This is a genomic window from Nonomuraea purpurea (assembly GCF_042650645.1).
In the GTDB taxonomy this organism is placed as follows: Bacteria; Actinomycetota; Actinomycetes; order Streptosporangiales; family Streptosporangiaceae; genus Nonomuraea; species Nonomuraea purpurea.
Window position 1 is genome coordinate 120,868 of the sequence record NZ_JBHSBI010000019.1, and the last position, 17,491, is coordinate 138,358.

15 protein-coding genes are annotated in these 17,491 nt (G+C 68.4%); 6 read left to right on the plus strand and 9 right to left on the minus strand.

Going from position 1 to position 17,491, the window contains the following annotated elements; all coding sequences use genetic code 11:
* Positions 1-69 precede the first annotated feature (69 nt).
* On the minus strand, positions 70-1,536 hold the full coding sequence (locus ACFOY2_RS33090; RefSeq protein WP_379532032.1) for an alpha/beta hydrolase: 1,467 nt from the start codon (positions 1,534-1,536) through the stop codon (positions 70-72).
* Positions 1,537-1,751: 215 nt separating this feature from the next.
* On the opposite strand from ACFOY2_RS33090, the gene ACFOY2_RS33095 reads away from it, so the two are divergent.
* Together ACFOY2_RS33095 and ACFOY2_RS33100 are read left to right on the plus strand one after the other, a co-directional pair.
* Positions 1,752-2,537 carry a helix-turn-helix domain-containing protein gene (locus ACFOY2_RS33095; protein ID WP_379532033.1) on the plus strand — a complete coding sequence of 262 codons (786 nt, stop codon included), beginning with the start codon at positions 1,752-1,754 and terminating at the stop codon, positions 2,535-2,537.
* A 241-nt stretch (positions 2,538-2,778) separates the two neighbouring features.
* The gene (locus ACFOY2_RS33100; protein ID WP_379532034.1) at positions 2,779-2,991 is read left to right on the plus strand and encodes a hypothetical protein; all 213 of its coding nucleotides are present in this window, start codon (positions 2,779-2,781) and stop codon (positions 2,989-2,991) included.
* 363 nt (positions 2,992-3,354) lie between these two features.
* Here ACFOY2_RS33100 and ACFOY2_RS33105 read toward each other — a convergent pair whose 3' ends face one another.
* Complete coding sequence (locus tag ACFOY2_RS33105; protein ID WP_379532035.1) at positions 3,355-4,296, minus strand: tyrosine-type recombinase/integrase; 942 nt, start codon at positions 4,294-4,296, stop codon at positions 3,355-3,357.
* 387 nt (positions 4,297-4,683) lie between these two features.
* Here ACFOY2_RS33105 and ACFOY2_RS33110 point away from each other — a divergent pair, with 387 nt between their 5' ends.
* Genes ACFOY2_RS33110 through ACFOY2_RS33125 form a run of 4 tightly spaced genes read left to right on the plus strand, consistent with a single transcriptional unit; the run spans position 4,684 to position 8,597 of the window.
* Positions 4,684-6,069, plus strand: a complete 1,386-nt coding sequence (locus ACFOY2_RS33110; RefSeq protein ID WP_379532036.1) for an alpha/beta hydrolase — start codon at positions 4,684-4,686, stop codon at positions 6,067-6,069.
* A gap of 10 nt (positions 6,070-6,079) precedes the next feature.
* Positions 6,080-7,168, plus strand: coding sequence for a sensor histidine kinase (locus tag ACFOY2_RS33115; protein ID WP_379532037.1), 1,089 nt, complete (start codon positions 6,080-6,082; stop codon positions 7,166-7,168).
* Positions 7,165-7,851 carry a response regulator gene (locus tag ACFOY2_RS33120; protein ID WP_379532038.1) on the plus strand — a complete coding sequence of 229 codons (687 nt, stop codon included), beginning with the start codon at positions 7,165-7,167 and terminating at the stop codon, positions 7,849-7,851. The genes ACFOY2_RS33115 and ACFOY2_RS33120 overlap by 4 nt, the downstream gene beginning before the upstream one ends.
* A complete protein-coding gene (locus tag ACFOY2_RS33125) occupies positions 7,842-8,597 on the plus strand; it encodes a hypothetical protein (protein ID WP_379532039.1) in 756 nt (251 codons plus the stop codon). Before ACFOY2_RS33120 ends, ACFOY2_RS33125 begins: the two co-directional genes overlap by 10 nt.
* Positions 8,598-9,053: 456 nt before the next feature.
* Here ACFOY2_RS33125 and ACFOY2_RS33130 read toward each other — a convergent pair whose 3' ends face one another.
* The 7 genes from ACFOY2_RS33130 to ACFOY2_RS33160 form a co-directional block, all read right to left on the minus strand.
* On the minus strand, positions 9,054-11,978 hold the full coding sequence (locus ACFOY2_RS33130) for a Tn3 family transposase (protein ID WP_379532040.1): 2,925 nt from the start codon (positions 11,976-11,978) through the stop codon (positions 9,054-9,056).
* A 175-nt stretch (positions 11,979-12,153) separates the two neighbouring features.
* Complete coding sequence (locus ACFOY2_RS33135; RefSeq protein ID WP_379532094.1) at positions 12,154-13,590, minus strand: Tn3 family transposase; 1,437 nt, start codon at positions 13,588-13,590, stop codon at positions 12,154-12,156.
* Positions 13,569-14,558, minus strand: a complete 990-nt coding sequence (locus ACFOY2_RS33140) for a DUF4158 domain-containing protein (protein WP_379532041.1) — start codon at positions 14,556-14,558, stop codon at positions 13,569-13,571. The genes ACFOY2_RS33135 and ACFOY2_RS33140 overlap by 22 nt, the downstream gene beginning before the upstream one ends.
* Before the next feature lie 41 nt (positions 14,559-14,599).
* Complete coding sequence (locus tag ACFOY2_RS33145) at positions 14,600-14,878, minus strand: hypothetical protein (RefSeq protein ID WP_379532042.1); 279 nt, start codon at positions 14,876-14,878, stop codon at positions 14,600-14,602.
* 175 nt (positions 14,879-15,053) lie between these two features.
* Positions 15,054-15,197, minus strand: a complete 144-nt coding sequence (locus ACFOY2_RS33150; protein ID WP_379532043.1) for a DUF4158 domain-containing protein — start codon at positions 15,195-15,197, stop codon at positions 15,054-15,056.
* A gap of 276 nt (positions 15,198-15,473) precedes the next feature.
* Positions 15,474-15,725: a helix-turn-helix domain-containing protein gene (locus ACFOY2_RS33155; RefSeq protein WP_379532044.1), complete on the minus strand. Its 252-nt coding sequence runs from the start codon at positions 15,723-15,725 to the stop codon at positions 15,474-15,476.
* A 613-nt stretch (positions 15,726-16,338) separates the two neighbouring features.
* Positions 16,339-17,073 carry a hypothetical protein gene (locus ACFOY2_RS33160; protein WP_379532045.1) on the minus strand — a complete coding sequence of 245 codons (735 nt, stop codon included), beginning with the start codon at positions 17,071-17,073 and terminating at the stop codon, positions 16,339-16,341.
* Positions 17,074-17,491: the final 418 nt, after the last annotated feature.

Consider the following 17,491-nt stretch of genomic DNA (forward strand, 5'->3'; position numbering starts at 1 on the left):
TGGGTGCACTGGCCGGCTGGGCGAGTGCGGGACGCAGGTTCCGAAACCCACGACCCCGCCCGGTCACGCTCAGGACGCGGGGCAGGAGATGTCGTGCTGGGGCATCCGGCCGTCGACCAGGTAGCTCGTGGCGACGTTCCACGCGCAGGCGTTGCCGCCGAGGAGGTAGGCGCCGTGGCCTGCGGCGTCGACGCTCACCAGGCGGGCGCGGTCGCCGAGCTTCTCGCGGAACATCTCACCGCCGCGGTGCGGGGTGGGGACGTCCCGCTCGTTCTGGACGAGCAGGATGTTGGCCGGCCCCTCGTCGGTCAGCTTGACCGGGGGCTCGGCCGGCTCGTGCGGCCAGTAGGCGCACGGGGTGATGTTCGCGGCGGCGGCGCCGTACAGCGGGTACCGCTTGCGGTCCTGGGCCACGGCGCGGCGATACGTGTTCACGTCCTCGGGCCAGTTGACGTCGTTGCAGGTCACGGCCAGGAACACGGTCCAGGAGTTGTCGTAGGACGACAGGTCGGGCTGGTCGTCGGGCGGGTTGCCGCCGGTGAGCAGGGTCTGCCAGAGCTGCGCCGCCGAGGTGTACAGCGTCTTGTTGTAGAGGATCGCGAACATGGAGTTCCGGAAGAGAGCGCCGTCGAGGCCCGGCACCGGCTGCTTGTCGAGGCGTTCGGCGATCTTGAAGTACGTGGCGCGCACCTCCTGCGGCGTACGGCCCAGGCCGTAGCTGCCGTGCCGCTGCGCCGCCCACTTGGCGAAGTCCGGGAAGGTCTGCTCCATGCCCAGGGCGTAGCGGCGCAGGCCGTCGGGGTCGAGGTGGGTGTCGCCGATGTTGCTGTCGAGCACGACCCGATCGGACCGCTCGGGGAACATCGACGCGTAGGCGGCGCCCAGCGCCGTACCGTAGGAGAGCCCGAGGAAACTGGCCTTCCGCTCGCCGAGCGCGGCGCGGATCCGGTCCAGGTCGCGAGCGGTGTTCGCGGTCGTCAGGTGGCGCAGGCGGTCGTCACGGTCCTTCTTCGCGCACTGCTCCGCCACCCCCTTGACGACCTTCGCCTGCTTGAGGACCGCCGCGTCGTCGACCGCGTACGGCGGCAGGTTCCCGACGTACGGTCCCTTGCCGGTGAATCCGCAGCTCACGGGTGCCGAATGCCCGATGCCTCTGGTGTCCATGCCGATCACGTCGTAGCTGTCGGTCACGCTCACCGGCATCCCCCGGGCCACCAGGAACCCGGGGAACGCCAGCCCGGACCCGCCGGGGCCACCCGGGTTGAGCAGCAGGATGCCGCGCCGCTTGGCCGGTTTTTTGCTGGCCAGCCGGGAGATCATGATTTTGATCTCGCCGCTCGCCGGATCGGCGTAGTCCAGCGGCACCGGCACGGTGGCACAGTCCAGCTTGGACGGCGCGGCCGCGGTCACGACGTCCTTGGGACACTCGCCCCACGACACCTCTGCGGCGGACTCGGCCGCGGTGGGTGCTGCGGCCGATGTGCCGGCGATGCCGATCACTGACATCACCGCCATCGCCGCCAGTTTTCGTGGCATGCTGCGCTGTCTGATCACGTAGCTCCTCCTCGGGCTGCTTGTGACAGCGAGCTAACAGCGTGCCCTTGGGGCACGGTCAAGCAGTGCCCCGCATCCGGGCGCAAAGTGGTTCAGGCGGCCCACCGCCATGTGGGCGTCGTTTTGACCGTGCCCCAGGGGCATGGTGTGAACTTGCAGTCAAGGACGCGTGAGGCGTCGGCGAGGGAGGTGGAGACATGGCGTGGAGCACTCGGCGACTGGCCAAACTCACGGACTCGACGGTGAAGGCCATTCGGCACTACCACGAGATCGGGCTGCTGGACGAGCCGGAGCGCGCGGCCAACGGCTACAAGCAGTACCAGGTCGCGCACCTGATCCGGATGTTGCAGATCAAGCGGCTGCGTGATCTGGGGGTGTCGCTGTCGCAGATCGCGGCGATGGAGCGGGCCGACGAGGATCCGGACGAGGCGATCAGGCTGCTGGACGCCGAGCTGGCGGCGACGATCGAACGCCTCAATCGGATACGCGCGGAGCTGGCCGTCATCCTGCGCCACCGCGCGCCGATGCATGTGCCACCCATGCTCGCCCCCATTTCCCAAGACCTCTCCGACAGAGAGCAGTCCTTGCTCACCGTCTTTTCGGCCGTCTTCAGCGAGGAGAGCATGGAGAAAGTCCGCCAGATCATCGCCGAGGACGACGACATCCAGGCCGCGCTCGATGCCCTTCCCCCGGATGCCGACGATGCCGCGGTCGCCCGGCTCGCCGAGCGGATGGCGCCGATGGTCCGCAGGTCGCGGGAGAAGCACCCGTGGCTGAACGACCTGCTGGCGGATTCGCCACTGGGGGTGGAGCTGGCAGGGAACACGCTGGGGCACGCGGTGGTGGAGTTCTACAACCCCGCTCAGATCCGTGTCATGCAGCGCATGAACGCCATCCTCGAGAAGGAGACAGCCGCAGATGACGATCAGACCCGCCAAAGCCTCACGCGCAAGCGTGAACGAAGAACGACGACCGGAGCCTGACATGTTCAAGGAGCGGCGCAGAAGCCGGGCCATGCAACGAGTTCAGCCGGGAGACGGCCCAGGCTCCCCGCTGTCTTTCCCGTCCAGGACGGCGTGATCGAAGTGGCGGGGACCGCCTTCGGCCTCAAGCGCTGCCACTACGTCACCGCCGAGGGGGCGCGAGCAGCAACTCGTCCCGGACCGGCGCTCCGGCGAAGGGCGCCGCGCCTACCTCGACCACGAGCACCCCGGACTCAGCCGCTTGATCAGTTTCACCTCGCTGATCAAGCTCGTCACCCCGCTGCTGCTGCTCATCCCGCAGCTCATCGAGGTGGCCTTCAAGTTGCCCCCGGTGTTCGAGCGCTTCGGGACCTTCACCTTACCCATCAAGCTGCCGGTGTGGCTCAACATCGCGCTCACCATCGGTGGTGCGGCGGCCGGCTGCGCTCAGGTGCAACCACATGTGCACCAGTGAGGCTTGGTCGCCGCTGGGGTGGGTGTGCCAGGACACCGTCACCTGGAGCAGCCTTCGGCTGACGAGCTCATCCGCGGAGACCACGACGCCTATGGTGTCACGGTGGTCCGGGCGCTTCCGCGGTTATCTCGGTCTGCGGAGGTAGCGGACGGCGTTGGCGTTACGGATGGCGGTCTTGTCATCGATGCCGAACACGGTGGCCAGATGCAGGGGATCGGGGCCGCGGGTCAGAGCCTCTTCGAGTTGGCGGTCGATGCGAAGGCGCCCCAGGGTGGCCGGTCAGACCCCTGACGGCGCTTGACGGGTGAGCTCGTCGAGAGGGCCCGGAACTCCTATGGCTCCGGCGAGCCGTCACTCAGTTGATCAGTGAGTACGGCGGCGGGGTGCCAGAACCTCGGTGACCTTGGCGATGGCCTCAGCACCGGGTTTGACGTAGCGCATGGCGGTGCGGGGGTTCTTGTGGCGGGTCTTGCCCATGATGAGCTGCAGCGGGATCTCGGCCTCGCCGAGGTGGGTGGCGGCGGAGTGGCGCAACTGGTGCAGATCGAGGCCGGCGTACTTGTCCAGCAGGACGCGGGCGCGGTCGTATCCGAGGCGGGCGCGGCCGGTGTACGGGCAGATGTCGGCGGCCGCCGGGCGGCGAGCGGGCACGGGGCGGCGTTCGGACAGGAACAGCGGGCCGTGCGTGCGGGTGCTCCCGTCCGGGAGCCGGAGGAGGCGGGGCAGCAGGTGGGCGGTGCCGCGGTCCCAGTACACCCATTCGACGGCGCCGCCCTTGGAGCGGACGGGTGCGCGGCGGTGCTCCAGGTCGAGGTCCTCGACATTGAGCGCGAGGATCTCGGCGGCCCGGGCCGCGGTCTCGTACAGCATCCGCCAGAGCGCCCGCTCGCGGAGCGGGATGTCGCGGCGCGACAGCAGCCGGTGGATGGTGGTCTTGGCGACCGCGCGGGTTTCGTCCGCGCTTTCCTTGCGGCGTTCGGCGTCGGCCGGGACCGAGGGGGCGGCCCAGTGCTTCTTGGCCTGGCACCAGGCGAGCCAGGAGGTGACGGCGGCGCGGTTGCGGTTCCAGGTCGCCGGCGCGCTAGCCCCCCACAGCTCGGTGAGCGCGGCGCCGATCTCGGCGTCGGTGACGTCGGCGAGCGGCCGGTCGCGGCCCAGCAGGGCGATGACGCGGTCGATGGCCGAGGCGTAGGCGCGGTGGGTGTTGGGGTTGGCGGTGCGTGGGGTGGTCAGGAAGGCGTCGGCCGCCGCCGCGAGCGTGACGCGCCCGCCGCGTAGGGCGGTGATCTTCGGGGCGGCGGTCATGCCGGTCGCCGGGTGACGGTCGTTGCACCAACCTGGGTGATGTACCGGATAACGTGCCGGAGTCGCGCCCTGTCGCCGGAGGCGGTTCTCCTGGTCGGTGCGCCGCCTTGATCGCTCATGTACGTGATAATAGACCATTATCACGTACATGAGAGAAGGTGGGAAGTATGCCTCGCACGGCTTTGCCTCTCCTCCTCGCCGATCTGGGATCGCTCGCAATCTCCAGCGCAACGAGGACGCCAGGCCGGAAGGGACGTGGCTCGCGGCGTTGAATGCCGGGCGCCAGCAGTGCCGGGAGAGGAGCCTTGCTGACATCCCCGCCGCTCCGGCAAAAGATATGCAGAAAGGGGGACGCCTGGACGGGGCGGCCACGGCGATCCTTCCAGCATGAACATCGTTGCCTCACTCGTCATCGGCGCGGTCACCGCCGTTGCCCCGGCCTCTGCCACGCCGCTGTCATGGCAGGACTGCGGAGACGGTTTGCAGTGCGCACAGATCCAGGTGCCGGCGGACTGGGCCCGCCGATCAGGGCAGGAGGTGACGATCGGTCTCGCCAAGCTGCCCGCCCAGGACCAGGCTGACAAGAAGGGCGTGCTGCTGGTCAACACCGGCGGGCCTGGCGAGCAGATCGCGCTTCTCCGCCAGGCGAAGCAGTCCTTCGCAGATCTCACCAAATGGTTCGACGTGGTGATTTTCGACCCGCGAGGGTTCGGCAAGTCCAGCGCGATCAACTGCCCTATACCGGCACCTTTCGCCACCGAGTGGGTGTTTCCGGACAAGGATGCATACGAAGCGTACGCTGCGAAGAACCGCGTTTTCGGGCAAGCATGCGCCAAAGAGGCGGGGCCGCTGTCGGGAAGTCTCAACTCCTGGCAGATCGCGCACGACATGGAGGCGATCAGAAAGGCCCTGAGACAGGCCAAGCTGACCTACCTGGGCAACTCGCACGGCACCGTGCTCGGGCAGGCCTACGCTGAGTTGTTCCCCCGCAAGGTCGGCCGGATGTACCTCGACAGCGTCTTCGACCACACCACCCCCGACCTTCGCACCTGGCTCCAGCCGCGAGCCGAGGCCCTGGAGGCCAACTTCAGGCGCTTCGCCGCGTGGTGCCGGAACACTGCCACCTGCGCGCTGCACGACAAGGATCCGGTGGCCGTCTGGGACGAGGTGATGGCCAAGGCCCGCCGCGAGCCCATCCCCGCTCCCGAAGCCGGCCCGGACGTGCGCATCAGCGACACCCAGATCGCCTCCCGCGCCTTCTTCACCTTCGAGGCCACTTGGGAGCGCCTGGCCGCCGGGCTCGCGCGGGCGCAGGCCGGCGACGCCTCGTTCTTCGCCAAGGTGCAAGGGGCTCCGGACCCCGACCTGTCGCGCGTCATCCTCTGCGCGGATCTGCCCTACCCCGGCTACGCGAAGGTCAAGCAGCTGGAGGGCGTCCTGCGTCGCGATACGCCCCGCATCGGGTGGCGGGCCGTGTGGCTGATGGCCAACCACTGCGCCGGCCTCCCACGGACCAGGACGTACGCGCCTCACCCCATCAAGGCGCCGGGCCTGCCGTCCGTGCTCATCGCGGGCGGCGAGTACGACGACAACACCCCGGCCGCGGGCGGCCGCCGGCTGGCCGCCCAGCTTCCCGGGGCCCGTTTCCTGTCGGCCATCGGCGGACATGCGCTCTACCTCGCCGGTCACCCGTGCGTACGCGAGCACGTGCACCGCTACCTGACCACGGGCCAGATGCCGCCGCGCGGCGCCTCCTGCGGACCGGCGAAGTAGCGTTGCCGCTGTGTACGCCAGACAGGGACTCTTCGTGCTCGCGGCCACGGCTGCGCTCACCGCATTCGCCGTGATCGACGGTCCGCCTCCGCCGTGGCCTGGGCTGCCCCTGCTGGCGGGTGCCAGCCTCGCCGCAGCCCTGCCCCTGACGCTGCGTGCCCGTTTCCCGCTGACAGGAGCGCTGCTCTCAGCGGCGATAGCTGTGCTCGGGCTGGCGATCCCAGGCTGGCAAGGCCGGCTGGTGACCATGGTCATGTTCGGCGCGGCGGCCTTCCGCCTGCCGCGCCGTGCCTGGCTGGTGATGAGCCTGTCCATCGTCTGGACCACCGGTTACGGCCTGCTCATCCCGCGCGTCCAGGCAGGGCTGTCCGTGGTCACTGACCTGGTGATCATGGGTGTCGCTCCGGTCGCGATCGGTCTCGCCCTGCGCCTGTACGGCGAGCGGACCGCGCAGGCGGCACGGCTCGACCACGCCGAGGCCCAGCGCGACATGGCGGAGGAACGTGCCGCGCTCGCCCGCGACGTCCACGACAGCGTCGGCCACCACCTCACCGCCATCCGCATGCAGGCCACCGCCACCCGGCGAGCACTGCGCGGCCAGGCGCAGACCGCCGACAAGGCACTAGGCACCATCGCCGAACTGTCCGCAACCGCGTTGAACGAGGTGCGCGTCCTTCTCGACTCACTGCGCGAGGCACCCACCGGACGTGACCTGGAAGAGATCGAGAACCTGGCCAGGCGGCTTTCCACCCCACAGATGCCGATCTCGGTCCACCGCGCCGGCCCCGGCACCACGCTGCCGCCCGCGGTCGGCCATACGGTCTACCGGGTCGTGCAAGAAGCGCTCACCAACGCCGCCCGCCATTCCGGGGCCGGCCATGTGGACGTGCGCGTGCTGTGCGACCCGGTCGCTGTGACGGTCTCGATCACCGACGACGGTCACGGACGTGCCGGAGCGGAGGGCCGAGGCATCAGAGGCATGCGCGAACGTGTAGACCAGCATGGCGGCACGTTCGTGGCGGGCCCGCGGCAGGATCACGGCTGGCGGGTAGAGGCCGTCGTGCCGACCAGGCCAGTCGATTCGAAGGAGGCGGCGTGACGATTCGCGTGGTCATCGCCGATGATCAGCCGGCCGTACGTGACGCGTTGCGCATGACACTGGACGGCGAGCCCGACATCAAGGTAGTCGGTGAGGCGGCCGACGGAGCCGAGGCCGTCCACCAGACGATGTGGCGGCGCCCCGACGTGGTGGTGCTGGACCTGCGCATGCCGTACGTCGACGGGATCTCCGCGATCCGGCAACTGGCCGACGTGGAAACCCCACCGCGAATGCTCGCGCTGACGACGTTCGACACCGATGAGTACCTCTTCGAGGCACTCCAGTCGGGGGCGTCGGCGTTCCTGCTCAAGGACAGCGACCCTGAACTGCTCCTGGAGGCGGTGCGAGCGCTGCACCGCGGGCACGGACTGGTGGACCCTCAGGTCACCACCCGGTTGATCCACCGCTTCGCGAGCCTGTCGCCCGCCTCCGCCGCCGACGCGCAACAGCGGCTCACCGCTCGTGAGCTGGAGGTGCTCCGGCACCTGGCCCACGGGCTGAGCAACGCGCAGATAGCCCGAGCCCTGACCATCGAGGAAGGCACGGTCAAGAACCACGTCGCAAGTCTCTTGCGCAAACTTGGGCTCCCCACGCGGGTGCACGCCGTCATCTATGCCTACGAGCACGGCCTGGCCCCGCGCCACTCAGACACCCAACCGCCAAGGAGGTTCACATGCCCTTGATCCCTCAGGGGGCAAGCCGCCACCGGAGAGGCTGGTGGATCGCGGGCACGATCACCGCGGTTCTCCTCACCGCAGCCGTGGCGCTGACCGCGATCGCCTTCCCGTCCGTCGCGGCCACCACCTGTCCCGGCTGTTATGGCCTGGAGCGGCTCCAGCCCGGCGTGTACGCCGAACCGGGCCGAGCGCCGGCCGAGCGCCGGCACGTGGTGGAGGCCGTCGAGCAGGCGAACAAGCGGGTACGCGACTTCTTCGGCGGTCGGGCAAGCACAGCTGACATCCTCGTGTGCCTAACGGAGGACTGCTACCGCAGGATCGGCGGCGGCCGGGAACGCGGCATCGCCGTGCTCAACCGGTCGGTGATGCTGTCTCCGCGCGGCGTCGATCCCGTGATCGCCTCGCACGAGCTGACCCATGTGGAGCTGCACGCCCGGCTGGACGGCGCCGAAGTCCCGCAGTGGTTCGACGAGGGCCTGGCCGTCCTGGTCAGTGACGATCCCCGATACCTTGCCCCCACCGGCGACCGCTGTCTGCTCGACTCCCGCCGGCCCTTGCCGGCGACACTCGATGACTGGCTGCGCGCGGCATCAGCGAATCCCCAGGTATACGCCGAAGCCGCCTGCCAGGTGAGTCGCTGGGCAGGAACCAATGGCGGGAAAGAGGCTCTACTAACTCTCATCGAACGGGTTTCAACAGGACAGGCCTTCCCAGACATGCAGATGCCGGCCGCAGCCGCAACCACAACTTGATCTCTTCCCTCCCGATCAACGACGACCGGGGCCCCAACACCACCGCGCCCTCCGGATCGAGCCGGCGGGCGTGACGTGCACCGCCGCAGCTGCCGCAGGCCGCCCAAGACCTCCTCAAGGCCCCTGGCCAACGCCGGCCGCCAGCAGATCATGCTGCCGTTCGCCCAGGGCGCCGCCGAGCGCGTCGGCATCAGCCAGTCCGCTGCCTCCCAGCAACTGCCCTGCCGCGCCGTGGCGGCATCGTCGCCTCCCGCCGCGACGGCAAGGAGGTGTTGTATCGCGGCAACCGCGACGGCCTCGCCCACATGCCCGGCGACCTGCAGAACTATCTGAAGTTCTGCTGCTGACCAACGTCGCGAAGGGGGCTCGGCCGGCCCCTGCGCGGATGGAGGCGTGGCGGCGCACAAAGCATGAGGCAATGCCAGAATCGGCTGCGCCGTTCCGTCGGAGGTTCGCTCACTCCGCGGTGAGGTCGAGCCGGGTTTCCATGTCCAGCCGGAACCGGCCGTAGGGGTTCACGTGAGCCCAGAACAGCGGGCTGAGCGCGCGCCGGTCTTCCTCCGTGAGTTTGCCGGCCCACTGCGGATCTCGCAGAACGGCCTGTAGGAGCTGGGTATTGATGAACACCAATGAGGATTGCAGTAGGTGCAAGGTGAGCATGGACACCTCGGCGTGCTCGCGGTCGGCGCCGGTCAGCACGCCTTCGCGCCCGTAGAAGATCTTGTCATTGGCGCTGTTCCAGTTCTCCACAACCTGCAGGCCGCTGTTGATCTCCCGGCGCAGTTGCTCGTCGCCGAGATAGTCGCAGGCGAAGATGGTGCGTACCACCCGGCCGAGTTCCTCCAGGGCCAGGTAGACCGGGTGCTTGGGGCCGTTGCCCTTCATGAAACGGCGCAAGACCTGCTCGGTTTCCGCTGTCCGCAGCCGCAGCGCCGTCGCGTACTTGATCATCTGGTCGTAGTTGCGGGCGATGAGGTCCCAGTCGATCGGCCGCTTCTTGAGGATCTTGTCCACCTTCGGCCAGGCGGTCTGGATGGCGCCGGGACTGTACAGCTCGATCGCGCCGATGTTCTTCAGCCGGGGCAGCAGCTTGAAGCCCAGCAGTTCGGTGAAGGCGAACCCGACGGTGGTGGCGCCGTGGGTGTCGGTGTAGTTCGCCTCGACCTCGGCGTTGGTGCAGTGCCGCAGCAGGCCCTCGATCATCGCCGCGACCTCGGAGGAGGAACACGATTTGAGCTGGGAGTAGATGCACAGGCGGCCTTTGTCGACGTGCCAGTAGATCATGACGCCGTAACCGCCGTAGCGGGCGTGGAACTCGGTCATCAGATTGGAGTCCCAGGAGGCGAATCGCTTGGAGTCTGAGGCGGTACTGGTCACCTCTCCCCACCACGTGGGGTCGCGGGCTTCCAGGGTGGCGTTGACCACAGCGACGATCGCCGCCCGCAGGTTCTGGCGGGTGACGTAGGTTGCGCGCACGTGCCGCAGCGCGGCCTCGTCCTGGCCGTGGTCGCCGGTCGCGGCCATCTGCCGGATGCCCATGTTCGTGCCGAGTGCGAAGAGTACGAGCAGCAACCGGCGGTTGAGCGTCTGCTTGTCCAGCACCTCGCGGGTGGCCACCGAGGTGAAGGCGTCGGTGAAGTCGGTGAGGAAGGCGGTGTCCTTGAGGATGTCGAGCAGGTCGATGGTGCCCCACCGGCGCTGGACCTCGGCCTTGAGCTTGCCGAGGTTCCTCGGCTCGGGCAGCTTGTCGAGCTTGGGGACGCTCACCCACGGCTTGCCGGCCCGGGTGATGATCCGCACCCCGCCGGTGCTGCCGGCGGTCAGTCCGGTGTTCAGCTTGTCCAGGGCGGCTCGCATCCGCGTCTTCAGGCCGGTGACGAACTCCGTGGCGTCCAGCGGTTTGGCCAGCGCCGCGTAGTGCACGTCCCGGTTGTCCTCGAAGTCGCCGGGCAGGTCCTCGTCGGGATCACGCCATCGGTCGGCGCCCTCGACATAGATCTCACGGCGGCGCAGCGCGTCCTTCAGCGCGATCAGCACGCACAGCTCGTACGGGATCCGCTCCACCCGGCCGCCGTCGTCGACGACGCCGTCCAGCCACGCCCTGGGCACTACCCCGTCGATCGGCACCGTCTCGGCCGCGGCGTAGTGCCGCTGGTCGGAATCGACGCCCGCGTAGCGAGCCAGCAGTTCGATCGCGTCCATCACCGGCCGATAGGCGGTGTTGTGGCACTTGAACTCCAGCGCGGCCAGCAGCGGTGCCAGCATCCGCCGGTAGTAGTACGAGTAGGAACCCCGCAGCTGGTAGCGGATCCGCTCGGCGACCACACGCTCGGTCGCCATCAGCTCCTTGGCCAGCGCCCGCAGCGTCTTCTCTCCGCCCGGCACCGCGGGGAAGACCACCTGCCGGACCGTCTCATCGGGCTTGCTCAGCGCGGCGTTCACGATCTTGGTGAAAATGCCGCGCTTGCCGGGCACCGCGGCCAGCTGCCGGATCAGCTCCTTCTCCACCCGCCGCTCAGCACGTGCGTTGATCCGGTGGATCAGCCCGATCAACAGCTCCACCAGCCCGTCCACCAGCTCGGCCTGCCGCGTCCAGCACAACGCCGCCAGCAGCGTATAGCGCACCGGCAGCGAGCAGGCGGCAAAATCCGAGGGATACATCCGCATCGCCCGGCCCCGCCACGCCGCCACGATCTGATCGGAGATCTCGGCGAACACCGCCTCGCCCAGCCCCAGGGAGCGAGCGGTCGTATGCTTCCCGATCTCCACCAGTAGAGTGTCCAGCCCCAGCGGCCCAGGGTCGGCCTTCAACTCGGCCAGCACATGCGGCCGCCCCAGCAACTTCTCCAGACGGCCGCACACGGCCGGCCCGAGCCGCGTCATCACCTGCTCGGCGAAGGTCTCCTCGAAACGGCGGCACCCGGAATTAACCACCCGGTCCACCTGGCCACTACTCGGCGGTTCGATCCTGGTACTCCGGCACCGCTCACGCACCGCCTCGGCCAGGCGATCACGGTTCGTCTCGATCGGGCACACCTTGTCGGCTAGCCACTGCGCCAGCCGCTCCTCATCGTCCTCAGACGCCGGACGGGTGCCGAATCGCTTGCGGATCCGCGCCCGGTGACGCTCGATCGTCCGGCTCCGCCAGGAGTACTTCGCCAGCAGCTCCGGCTCGACCTCCACCAGCGACGCCACGTACTCCACCGCAGCCGCCGGTATCTCCTCGGGATAGGCGGGAAACCGCCCCTCAATCTCATAGAACTTCAAGATCAAGGCGAAACCGAGCCTACCCGCCCCCACCTTCTCCCCGACCAGGTCCCAATCACCCTTGACCAACATCCACGCACTGATCAGCTCATCCTGTTCCCAGTCCGCACGCACCTCGGAGCTCCTCCCAAGCCAGCGCTATCAGCGGCCCGAACACCCTTGAGGAGGTCGAGAGGGTTACCGGAAGGTATGCACCACCTGAGATAACTACGTGGCGAAACTGATAGCTAACTCTTCGCATATCCCCGCTTTGGCCCTCAAGGCTGGCCGGGGTGGCGGCTCGCCGTAGCTATAGGAGGTCCAGGCCGAGAGGGCGAGGGTGACCGCCGATGGGAGTTTTCGACGCCTTCACCGAAGGAAGTCGGTGACCAGCAAGGACGGATGGCGAGCGTTCGTCGCCGAGCACCCGCTGCCTCAGCCATTCCGCGTAGCCGTGGAACGCCTCGGCCTTGTTGGTGATCGCGGTGATCTTCTCCCGCAAGCCCGGTTCCGACAAGAACCGCAGCAGCGTGATCGTGCGGATCACGCGTCCCAGCTCGCGAAATGCCCGGTACAGGCGGTTCTTGTGCGAGTGGTTGCCCAGCCAGCGTAGCAGTGTCACCGAGGAGACCCGGCCTTCGCGGATCGAGATGCTGGTGCGCAGCAGGTCGATCCAGTGGCGTTCGATCAACTCCCAGTCGATGGCGTTGTCGCCGAACAGCGAGTCGATGTGCTGATAGAGGGTGGCCGGGGACGGCCGGTAGAAGTTCAGGTCGTGCCAGTTGCGGATGCGCGGCAACAACTCGAACCCCAGCAGCGCGGCGAGTCCGAAGACCGGCAGCGACTGGCCTTGCGTGTCCGCATGGATGGTGTCCGGTTGGACGTCGGAGTCGTTGCGCAGCAACCCGTCGATGATGTAGACGGCCTCCCACGCCCCGCACGGAACGAAATGAGAGAACAGGGCGATGTAGGAGTCGGACACGAACCGCATGGCCAGCCCACCATAGCCCCCGTACCGGATGTGCGACTCGGCAAGAAGGTTGTTCTCCCAGGTGTCCACCTGCGAGCCGTCCACCGCGACGATCTGCCCATCGCCCCACACCCCGGCCACGTCCAACATGGTGAACGCGTTGATCACGTCCGCCGAACACTTGTGGACCTTGCCCGCGGTGTAGAGCTCGTGCGCGGAGACCTGACCGCGCATGTGCCGGGCGACCTCTGCGGCGCCGAGGTTCGCGCCGTAGGCGTAGGCCGTCAGCACGTAGCGCCCGAGCGCGTCGCCGCGGATCTTCGGATCGGATCCGGAGGCCGGGCCAAGGTGGCTATACCACCCGGTCAGGTACGCGGCGCGGGTAAGGATGTCGAGCAGGCTGCGCTCGGGAAGGCGCTGGTGGATCGCCTGTTCCAGCCCCAATGCGGACGGCCTCCGGTCGGCCCCTCTGCGGCGCTTGAGCACCGGGCGGCCTTCCTCGAGAACCAGGTCGGTGTTGGCCGGGTACCCCCCATCTACTCGCGCGGCGGTAGTGTCCAGTTCCCGGCGATAGAACGCCACGAGCTCGCCCGCCTCGGTCGGGATGCCGGCCTGCTCGCAGAACTGCGCGGCCAGTGGTGCGCACTCCTCCCACGACATCAACTGCGCACCCAGGTCCGCATACGAGTCCGACCCGGCCACCGCGACGTCTCCTGACCGCAGTTCGGCAGCCAGGTGAGAGAACACGCACACCTCTAAGTGGCGTCGGGCGAGCATCCCCGGCCGGTCCTTGTGCCGCAGCACCTTGCGCCAGGCCACCGTGGCGAACGCATCCACGTCGATGGTGACCGTGATCTGCTGTCCCTCACAGGTGTGCACCGTCGTCTGCGGGATCCATTCACTGCGCCGGTCCCGGTTGGCGCGAATGAACTCCACCGCCGCTTGGCGTCGCCGGTCTTGCGCATGTCGTCGACGTTGGCGACACGGGCCTCGCCGGCGAAGTGAGCGATCTTGCCCGGCGGTACCCCATCCAGCCACCGCTCGGTCGGACCGATCGCGTCCAGCGCCTGTAAGTGCGCCAGTCGCTTCTTGAACTTGCCCAGGGTGGGTGCCTGTGCCGGCGTCTTGATCCGATCGAATTCGCTGCGCCGCGTCGCGGGGTCCACCACCAGCATCCGTTCAAGCCGCGCACGCTCGGCCCGGTCCGGCCGGGACGCCATCATCGCAAAGAACCCGCCGTTGACCTCAGCGCGGATGCCGGCGGCCATCGCGTCCAACGTCGTGTAGCCCGGCAGTTCACAGCGCTGCCGGACCAACTCCTCCAGCGCCACGTTGATTAGATCGGCCGGGTTGTCCTTGGTCTGCACCGCGGAACGAATGGCTTGCTCGGCCACCGCCCGCACCCGAACCGCCTCGTACTTCACGCCCAGGCGCTCGCGCACGAACTGCCGGTGCCGCTTGGCCGTGCGATCCGCATCGGTCTCCGCGACGACCGCGTCCGGCAACTCCAGCATGCCGCGCACGTGATCGGCTACCACAGCCGGAACGTCGGTGAGTTTCGCGAAATACCCCAGCCGCTGATAGCACTTCAGCCGGACCAACAGGGTGAGCAGGTGCTGTTCGCTCTGTGTCTTGCCATGTGCCCACGTGATCTCATCGGATGTGGGCGTGAACGCCTCGGCGAGCTCGCGCACCGACACCCCGCGTTTGAACCGCGGGTAAGCCGTGCGATCGATCGACGCCAACCCGACACCCCAGCAAGATCAACCACTTGGACGAGAACACCTTAACCGTGTTCACGGCCGCGGATACAGATCTCCCCCCGACCAGCGGTTACGCCTGACCGCGGCCCCTTTCTTGCGTATTCGGTGGAGATGAACGTGGGACCGTCCCCGAAATGGTCGAAGGTGAGGTAGCCGCCGACCCGCTCGGGAATCCCGATCTCAGTGATCACCCGTTTGGCCGTCTCGTCCGTCACCCGTCCGGCGAGCGTGTGGAGTGGTGATGTGGTCACTTCCAGCCCCATGACGTCGAACGTGGCCACAAGTCTTTCGCGATCGGGCATCGGGCAGTCGACTCCTCAGGGGGAACCGTGATCGGGATGGTACTTGAGCGCTCCTACGCGAGGGTGGCCCGCCGCGATGAGTTCCGGCCGGCTCGCGAGTCTGTCCCGGGGAGCGTCGTACGACGCCGCCCAGTACGAGACACGATGGTGACGCCGGCGTCGCGGGCGGCGGCGATCAGGCAGGGTCAGCAGGTCCCCGGCCCCGGCCTGGATCAATGAACTCCACATCCGCCGCCGTCAACGTGAAGAACCGGATCAGCTCCTCTCGGCTGATCTCCGGGAACGATCGCAAGCGCGCGATCTCTTCGTCAGCGAACACTCGGGTCGCCAACGCGCCTCACCCGCCCTGGTCAGCCCCCGAAGCAACGCAGCCCGATCCGGCTGCAGGCCCACGCTAAGACGTATGAAACCGTGTGTGATCGGCCTTCATCGGACTGTTATACGTGCAGGTCAGTCATATCCGTTGGGTGTTCGGCGGATATGACGGCAACCCCGTGGCGCGGGAGTGGCCATGCCGCCGGTGTGCCCTGGGGGCTTTCCTGTGGGCGTGGTGATAGCCCGTCGTGTCCTGGGGCGGGCCGGGTGTGGCGCCGTGTCAGGTGGCGGCGGGTGCGGCGCGGACGGCGAGGTGGTCGAGCGAGATGTCGAGCACGTCGGCCAGGGCCGCGATCGTGAAGAACGCGGGTGTGGCGATGCGTCCGGTCTCGATTTTGCGCAGGGTCTCGGCGGACATGCCGGCGGCGGCGGCGACCTCGACGATGCTGCGCTCGCCGCGGGCCTGCCGCAGCACCCTGCCGAGCTGCTCGCCGCGGAGCCGCTCTTCAAGGGTCAGCGGAGGTCGCACCATGTTTCAACTCTATACCCGCGTGGGCCGGGGTGGGGTAGCCGAGGGCCGTACGCCCCGGCGCATCCGGAAGGGCCGGGGTGGGCAAGTCGTCCGTGGTGTTCGACACGGGGGTTCGGGGGGTGGCGTGTTGGTCTGCGCCCCGTCAACCGGCTGCTCTGCGGCGAGAATTTCTGACAGAACGCTTGAGGTTCCACTGGGTGGAAGGTGCAGATTCGAGCCATGAACGGCCTGGCGGGTCTTTACACGATCGGGCAGCCGGCCCGGTGTACGGGGCCGCGGGCGCGCACGATCCGTACCGGCAAAGAGATCGCTGCCCGCCTCTTCCTGTCCCCGCGAACGGTCTTCCCCCGCCTCTGCCAGGTCTCCCCCAAACTCAGTGGCACTCCCGGGCCGCCCGCCACCCAATTGACCCGCCCGAGAAGCCGGGCCGGTTGCTCTTGGGCATCATCCTGGAGCTGACGATCCTTCGTGGCAGGCGGCGCGGGCCGGGACGCCGTCGACGTCGTCGGGGGTTCGTGCGGGTCGGCCGGTCGATGGGTGGCCCTGCGGCGGTCGCGCGCAGCGCCGCCTCGATCTCGCGCTGGGCATCGCAGGAGGGGTGATGTCGGCCGAGTCAGGGTCGTTGTTGTCGCAGGGCGGTGGTGGTGTGCAGGTAGCCGGCCGCGGCGGCCAGCAGTGACACGCCCCAGAGCAGGAAGACGGGATACGTCGCGGCGAACCCCCAGCTGCCGTCGAGAACCTCGGCGCCGCCGTTGGGCGCGCACGTCTGGGTGAGGCCGAAGGCCAGGCACGTCGTCATCATCGTTCCGTACTGACCGACCAACAGCCCGACCGCCACCGGCGGGACGACGGCGATGAGGCGCGGCACCCGCCGTCCCGCCACCACCTGGCTCCACCGGCTGATCAGCCCGAGCGTCAGCGCCGCCCCCGCAACCGGCCCGGCCACGAGCAGCACCCAGAACACCGCAGACCCGCGCAACTCCGCCAAGCTGGTCTCCTCCCCCACTCCAAAGGGCACACCGAGCCCCCAAAGCAGGTGCGGAACCGAGAAGCCCACCACCGGTACGCCCGCCGCCACCCACGTCACCGCCCGCGCCCAGAGCGCGGGCCGGACCGCTGTGTCGTCCCACGGTTGCGGCCGGCGCGGCCTGCCGCGCTCGCCGTAGCGGATGACGGCCAGGGCGAGCAGCAGCCCGAGCGTGGTCAGCAGCGTCTGCCGGAGGAGCTGCGGGTCCTCCAGCTTGCCGAACACCAGCCGCATGACCAGATTGCCGGGCGCCACCAGCGCCAGCGCCGCCGCCCCCACCCAGCCCGCGATCAGTAACGCGGGCCGTGCATGTGATCTCATGTCGGTCCACCGTAATCCGGGGCTTATCACGCGGGTTCCCTCCTGAAGGGGAGAGACGTCCCCCATGCGGGGGGCCGTCCCACCTGTCCGGCCGGCCGCAGGAGGTGCGGTTGCCGCTCTCCAGACAAGACGTACACCCCGCTGGGGCCCCCTGGCGGCTCTCTGGGTCGTCATCTACACCGCCGTACGGGCGGCGATCCGCCACAGCAGGTGACACCCCGGCCGACGCTCGTCCGAACCCGCACGCATCCGTCTGGGGTCGTGATCACGTGGCCGGGAAAGGATTGGACGGGGTGATGCTCGGGCTTGTAGCTTGCAGTTGACCGTGACACCGCCCGAGGAGGTGAGACCCATGAACGCTGTATCGATGTGGGTGCTCCCCCTTCCCGTCACGGCCGGGCGATTGAGGTAGGTGTCG